Source organism: Streptomyces sp. 15-116A (assembly GCF_025290915.1).
Taxonomy (GTDB): Bacteria; Actinomycetota; Actinomycetes; order Streptomycetales; family Streptomycetaceae; genus Streptomyces.
Genome location: NZ_JAOCQE010000366.1, coordinates 1 through 5,226, shown reverse-complemented (window position 1 = coordinate 5,226; position 5,226 = coordinate 1). Strand labels below are relative to the sequence as shown.

The 5,226-nt window shown below is 71.1% G+C and carries 5 protein-coding genes; 1 reads left to right on the top strand and 4 read right to left on the bottom strand.

The window, feature by feature from the left end:
• Nucleotides 1–37 precede the first annotated feature (37 nt).
• Nucleotides 38–625 carry a SigE family RNA polymerase sigma factor gene (locus N4P33_RS32340; protein WP_260830504.1) on the bottom strand — a complete coding sequence of 196 codons (588 nt, stop codon included), beginning with the start codon at nt 623–625 and terminating at the stop codon, nt 38–40.
• A gap of 204 nt (nt 626–829) precedes the next feature.
• On the opposite strand from N4P33_RS32340, the gene N4P33_RS32335 reads away from it, so the two are divergent.
• The gene (locus N4P33_RS32335) at nt 830–2,296 is read left to right on the top strand and encodes an NCS2 family permease (RefSeq protein ID WP_260830503.1); all 1,467 of its coding nucleotides are present in this window, start codon (nt 830–832) and stop codon (nt 2,294–2,296) included.
• A gap of 145 nt (nt 2,297–2,441) precedes the next feature.
• Here the strand turns inward: N4P33_RS32335 and N4P33_RS32330 are convergent, their stop codons facing one another.
• The 3 genes from N4P33_RS32330 to N4P33_RS32320 form a co-directional block, all read right to left on the bottom strand.
• Complete coding sequence (locus tag N4P33_RS32330; RefSeq protein ID WP_260830502.1) at nt 2,442–3,899, bottom strand: penicillin-binding protein 2; 1,458 nt, start codon at nt 3,897–3,899, stop codon at nt 2,442–2,444.
• A gap of 116 nt (nt 3,900–4,015) precedes the next feature.
• Nucleotides 4,016–4,705 carry a response regulator transcription factor gene (locus N4P33_RS32325; protein WP_260830501.1) on the bottom strand — a complete coding sequence of 230 codons (690 nt, stop codon included), beginning with the start codon at nt 4,703–4,705 and terminating at the stop codon, nt 4,016–4,018.
• On the bottom strand, nt 4,702–5,226 hold a 525-nt coding region (locus N4P33_RS32320; protein ID WP_399030522.1), incomplete at its 5' end, for a sensor histidine kinase. The genes N4P33_RS32320 and N4P33_RS32325, both read right to left, overlap by 4 nt.

Genomic DNA, 5,226 nt, shown 5'->3' with positions numbered 1-5,226 from the left:
CGGGCGCGCAGCTCGTCGTGCACGTCCCGCCGCATCGTCATCGGTCCCTTTCCGCGGGAGCTGCCGCAACCTGCCGCCGGGGCGCCGCGCCGACCGCCGCCGCGTGGACGCGCTGCGGCACCTCCCGGGTGCCGAGCAGCCGCTGCAACTCGGCCATCGCCTTCGAGGTCTGGCTCTTCACCGTACCCACCGAGATGCCGAGGGCCAGCGCGGTGTCCTTCTCCGACAGGTCGAAGGCGTGCCGCAGCACCACACACGCCCGCTTGCGGAACGGCAGCCTGCGCAGCGCCTCCCGCACATCCACCACGCCCGCCACATCGGGGTCCTCGACCCGCTCCTCGCGCTGCGACCAGAACAGGGCGATCCGCCGCCGCTCACGCACCGCGCTGCGGATCCGGGTCCGGGCCAGATTCGCCACCACCCCCCGGGCGTACGCCACGGGATGCTCGGCCGCGCGCACCCGGTCCCAGCGGTGCCACAGCGCCAGCAGCGCGTCCGCCGCCAGATCGTCCGCGGTGTCCCGCTCACCCGTCAACAGAAAGGCCAGCCGGGACAGTTCGGCGTGGTGACGCTCGAAGAAGGCGTGGAACTCCGCGGCGGAGCGATCGTCCACGACGGTGACCACGGGCTGCCTCCCCTCGCTGCGGCCGGGCCGTCAGAGATGCGGAGCCTAGCAGTGAACGTGCACAGAGTCGCACGGAGGGTCGAACACCGTACGGCGGACCGACATGCGATTCCGTAACACCAGGAACACCTGAACTCGACCCGGCACGGGCACAATCCAGCCAGCATTCGCACACGATCACTCAGGATCGAGGAGCAACTCGCCATGTCCGATGCCCCATCCGAAGCCCCATCCGCCGCAGACAAGCGGCCGTCCGCCGGCCCGGCACCCGGGAACGGCCTCGACCGGTTCTTCCGGATATCCGCCCGGGGATCCACCCTCGCCCGGGAGATACGCGGCGGTTTCGCCACGTTCTTCACCATGGCCTACATCCTGGTCCTGAACCCCCTCATCCTCGGCAGCGCCAAGGACAAGTTCGGCGAGCAGCTCGACCCGGTCCAACTCACCACCGCCACCGCCCTGGTGGCCGCGGTGATGACGATCATCATGGGCGTCGGCGGCAACCTCCCCCTCGCGCTGGCCGCCGGACTCGGACTGAACGCCGTCGTCGCCTTCCAGGTCGCCCCGCTGATGAGCTGGGACGACGCGATGGGCCTGATCGTCCTGGAGGGCCTGCTCATCTGCGTGCTGGTGGTCACCGGGCTGCGCGAGGCCGTCATGCACGCCATCCCGCGCGCCCTCAAGCAGGCGATCAGTGTCGGCATCGGCCTGTTCATCGCCCTCATCGGTTTCGTCGACGCCGGGTTCGTCACGCGTATCCCGGACGCCGCGAACACCACCGTGCCGGTCCAGCTGGGCGGCACCGGCACCCTCACCGGCTGGCCGATGCTGGTGTTCTGCCTCGGCGTACTGCTCACCATCGCGCTGCTCGCCCGCAAGGTGAAGGGCGCCATCCTGATCAGCATCGTCGCCATGACGCTGGTCGCCCTGGTCGTCAACTCCCTCGCCGATGTGCGCACCTGGGGCCTGACCACACCCGAGTGGCCCGACCAGGTGGTCGACACCCCCGACTTCGGGCTGATCGGCGACTTCAGCCTGTTCGGCGCGTTCGGGCAGGCCGGTGTGATCACCGTCGTGCTGCTGGTGTTCACGCTGATCCTGTCCGACTTCTTCGACACCATGGGCACCGTCGTCGGCGTCAGCGCGGAGGCCGGGCTGCTGGACGAGGAGGGCAAGGTGCCGAACCTCGGCCGGGTGCTGCTGATCGACGGAGCCGCGGCCGTCGCGGGCGGCGCCTCCTCCGCCTCCTCGGCGACCTCCTACATCGAGTCGGCGGCCGGCGTCGGCGAGGGCGCCCGCACCGGCTTCGCCAACCTGGTCACCGGCGGCCTGTTCGCGCTCGCCCTGTTCCTGACCCCGCTGCTGACCATCGTCCCGCTCCAGGCCGCCGCCCCCGCCCTGGTCGCCGTCGGCTTCCTGATGATGACCCAGGTCAAGCACATCGAGTGGGACCGCTACGAGATCGCCATCCCGGCGTTCCTCACCATCGCCGTCATGCCGTTCACCTACTCGATCACCAACGGCATCGGCGCCGGATTCATCGCCTACGTCGTCATCAAGACGGTGCTCGGCCGGGCGAAGGAGGTCCACTGGCTGCTGTGGGGGACCTCGGCACTGTTCCTGGTGTACTTCGCGATCGACCCGATCGAGCAGCTCCTCGGCGTCAAGTAGCCCGCACCGCACGGAGATACGGCGACGGGCCGCCCCCGGGGGGAAGGGGGCGGCCCGTCCGTTCAGACGCCCTTTCGGGCGGTGAGGTTCACTCGCGGCGTCGGCCAGTCCTTGCTCGGCCAGTCCTTCCTCGGCCGGTCCTGCCTCAGTCCTTCAGCGCCGCTTCCATCGCCGCCTTGGCGACCGGCGCCGCCAGACCGTTGCCGCTGACCTCCGAGCGGGCCGCGTCGGACTGCTCCACCATGACCGCCACGGCGACCTCCTTGCCGGTCGTGCCGGACTTGGCGTACGACGTGAACCAGGCGTACGGCGTCTTGCTGTTGTTCTCGCCGTGCTGCGCGGTGCCCGTCTTGCCGCCCACGGTCGCGCCGGGGATCTGCGCGTTGGAACCGGTGCCCTCGTCCACGACCTTCTGCATCGCCGACTGCAGCTGCTCGGCCGTCGAGGAGCTGACGATCCGCCGCGTGTCCGCCTCGTCGCCGTAGTCCCTGAGCACATCGCCGCCGCTGTCGGTGATCTGCTCCACCATGTGCGGCGAGACCAGCTCGCCGCCGTTGGCCAGCGCGGCCGACACCATCGCCATCTGCAGCGGCGTGGCCGTCACGTCGAACTGGCCGATACCCGTCAGCGCCGTCTCCGAGGCATACATGTCCGACGGGTACACGCTCGTGTACGCGCGTACCGGCACGTCCTGCTCCTCGTCGTTGAAGCCGAACTTCTCGGCCATCGCCCGCACCTTGTCCTCGCCGAGGTCCACGGCCATCTTCGCGAAGACGTTGTTGCAGGAGTACTGCAGGCCCACCCGGATCGAGGCGTCCTCACAGGGCGCGTCCGGGTTCTCGTTGGTCAGGTTCCGGCTGGTGCCCGGCAACGGGTACGGGTCGGGGCTGTCGGTCCGCTCGTCCACCGAGGCGTACAGCCCGTCCTCCAGCGCCGCCGCCGCGACCACCAGCTTGAACGTCGAGCCCGGCGGCAGCGGCTGGCGCAGCGCCCGGTTGGTCAGCGGCTTGTCCGGGTCCTTCGTCAGCTTCTTCCACGCCTCGCCCGCGGTGTTGGCGTCGGTCAGCGCCGTCGGGTCGTACGACGGGGTCGACACCGCCGCGAGGATCCGGCCGGTCTTCGGGTCGATGGCGACCGCGCCGCCCTTCTTGTCGCCGAGCGCCTCGTACGCTGCCTTCTGCACCGCCGGGTCGATGGTCGTCACCACGTTGCCCGGGTCGGCCCGCTCGTTGGTGACAGTGTCCATCACGGTCTTCAGGCGGTTGTCCGTGCCGCTGAGCAGATCCTCGTAGATGCCCTCCAGCTGCGTCGGCGCATAGGCCTGCGAGGCGTAGCCCGTCACCGCGGCGTACAGCGGGCCGTTCTTGTACGTGCGCTTGTACGCGAGGTCGCCTCCCTTCGTCCGCGCCGAGCCGGTGACCGACTCACCGGCCACGATGATGTTCCCGAGCGGCTCCGCGTAGGTCTCGATCGCGTTCCGCCGGTTGTTCTTGTCGTCCGCGAGTGCCCGGCCCTCGTAGAACTGCACCCAGGTCGCCCGGACCAGCAGGGCGAACACCAGGAGCAGCGCGAAGACCGAGGCGCGCCTGATCGTCTTGTTCATTCCGTCCGGACAGACGAACGACGGGGGGCGAATCGTTCCCATCCGACCCGGTTTCTCATCGGGCGTTCATAAAGCCAGGTGAGCGGGGCGCACCACAGGGGCCGGCCGGTCGCCGTTCACCCGTCGCGCAGGAAGCCCGCCTCGTACGCCGCGATCACGGCCTGCGTGCGGTCCCGGGCGCCGGTCTTCGCCAGCACCGACGCCACATGCGTCTTCACCGTGGCGGGGCCCACCTCCATCCGCCGGGCGATCTCCGCGTTGGTCAGCCCGGCCGCCATGTGCCGCAGCACCTCGCTCTCCCGGGCCGTGAGCCGCGCCACCCAGGCGGGGGGCGCGGGGGCCGTGGGCGCGTGGTCGTCGGCGAGCCTGCGCACCGCCGCCGGGAACAGCAGGGTGTCGCTGCGCGCCACCAGCCGCACCGCCCCCACCAGCGCGTCCGCCTCCGCCCGCTTCAGCAGGAAACCGGCGGCTCCGACGCGCAGCGCGTCGTACACGTACGCGTCGTTCTCGAAGGTGGTGACGACGACGATGCGGGGCGGCTCGTCGAGGCCGGCGAGGATCTGCTCGGTGGCCCGGATGCCGTCGATCTCCGGCATCCGCACATCCATCAGCACCACGTCGGGCCGTGTCTCGCGGACCACCGCCACGGCCTCGGCACCGGTGGCCGCCTCGCCGACCACCTCCAGATCCGGCTCGGCGGAGAGGATGGCCCGCAGAGCCGTGCGCACCATGCGCTCGTCGTCGGCGAGGACGACGCGGATCGGCGGAGCGGGGGTCGGGCCGTTCGTGCCGGTCGTGGGGGTCATGCGGTCCTTCCGTAGCCCGGGTGGTCGTCCGTCTCGCGCAGCGGCAGCCGCACCCGCAGCCGCCAGGCACCGTCCGCCGGCCCCGCCCGCAGCGTGCCGCCCAGCAGACGGGCGCGTTCCTCGATGCCGGGCAGACCGCGGCCGCCGCCGGGGCGCGAGGCACCGGCGGGCCGCCCGAGAGGGTTCTCGACGGTGATCTCCAGGTGCCCGTCGCGTACGTCCACGGACAAGGTCACGGAGACTGTCTCACCGCCGTGCCTGAGCGCGTTGGTCAGCCCCTCCTGCACGATCCGGTAGGCCTCGCGGGACAGGACCGGCGGCAGGTCCTCCGGGGCGGCCGAGACCGTCGCGGTCACCTTCACCCCGCTCGCCCGGGTGCGGCGCAGCAGGTCGTCCAGATCGGCGCCGAGGGTGGGCGCGGGCGCCGTGCCGGGGCCGTCGCCGTCCCGCAGCACGCCGAGCACCGCGTCCAGCTCGCCCACCGTGCGCCGGGTGGTCGCCTCGATCACCGCCAGGGCCTC

Coding starts and splice junctions, on each gene's coding strand:
- N4P33_RS32335 (WP_260830503.1), top strand. CDS start 830: ATGTCCGATGCCCCATCCGAAGCCCCATCCGCCGCAGACAAGCGGCCG.
- N4P33_RS32330 (WP_260830502.1), bottom strand. CDS start 3,899: ATGAACAAGACGATCAGGCGCGCCTCGGTCTTCGCGCTGCTCCTGGTG.
- N4P33_RS32325 (WP_260830501.1), bottom strand. CDS start 4,705: ATGACCCCCACGACCGGCACGAACGGCCCGACCCCCGCTCCGCCGATC.